Raw genomic sequence first — 661 nt, 5'->3', positions numbered from 1 at the left:
CTGATCAGCCACCATCAGGACAAACAGTTTACCCACGTCATGAAAGAGTCCGGCAAAAAATGCGTGGCTTTTAAATTCATCCAGTTTGCATCGCTTTGAGAGCCACTGCACTCCGAGAGCACATCCCACTGAATGTTGCCACAACTTGTGCATTAAAATATTCAATTCCTTGTTCTTACTCTGGAACTGATTTTTGGTAGCAGCCAGAAGAGTTATGCGTCCCACTTCCTGTATGCCAAGGCGGACAATGGCCGACCTGATTGTCATAATCTCAACAAGTCCATGATAGAATGCGGAGTTAGCCATCTGTAACACCTGGCTTGAAAGAGACTGATCTTTGCAGATGAGACTCTCCAGAACCCGCATATCAGGTTCCTTTTTTACCAGTTCCTGCTGGACCCTCATGGCCGCTGAATTTAATACCGGTAAAACAATATTGCCTGCCTCAATATACTGTTTTATCACATCTAGAAACGAAAGGTTCTGCTGCAAGGTATTATTCTCCAGAAAGGCGACGTATTTCAGCCAGAGGCCTAGGTTTGTTCAGTTTCGGTAAGCAGCGTAGAATCTCTTCAATACTGGTGATGCCTGCGGCAGCCTTTACCAGGCCATCCTCCAGCAGGGTGATTAATCCGGAATGCTCAATGCTGATTTGCCGTAT

General features: G+C 45.8%; 1 protein-coding gene. It reads right to left on the bottom strand.

Going from position 1 to position 661, the window contains the following annotated elements:
- Positions 1-492 (bottom strand): HDOD domain-containing protein (locus tag FCL47_RS24130; RefSeq protein ID WP_136816277.1); only part of this gene is annotated, 492 nt, incomplete at its 3' end.
- Positions 493-661: the final 169 nt, after the last annotated feature.

The organism is Desulfopila sp. IMCC35006, from assembly GCF_005116645.1.
Taxonomy (GTDB): domain Bacteria; phylum Desulfobacterota; class Desulfobulbia; order Desulfobulbales; family Desulfocapsaceae; genus Desulforhopalus_A.
The sequence above is the reverse complement of the archived record's forward strand: the minus strand, read 5'-3'. Positions and strand labels throughout refer to the sequence as shown.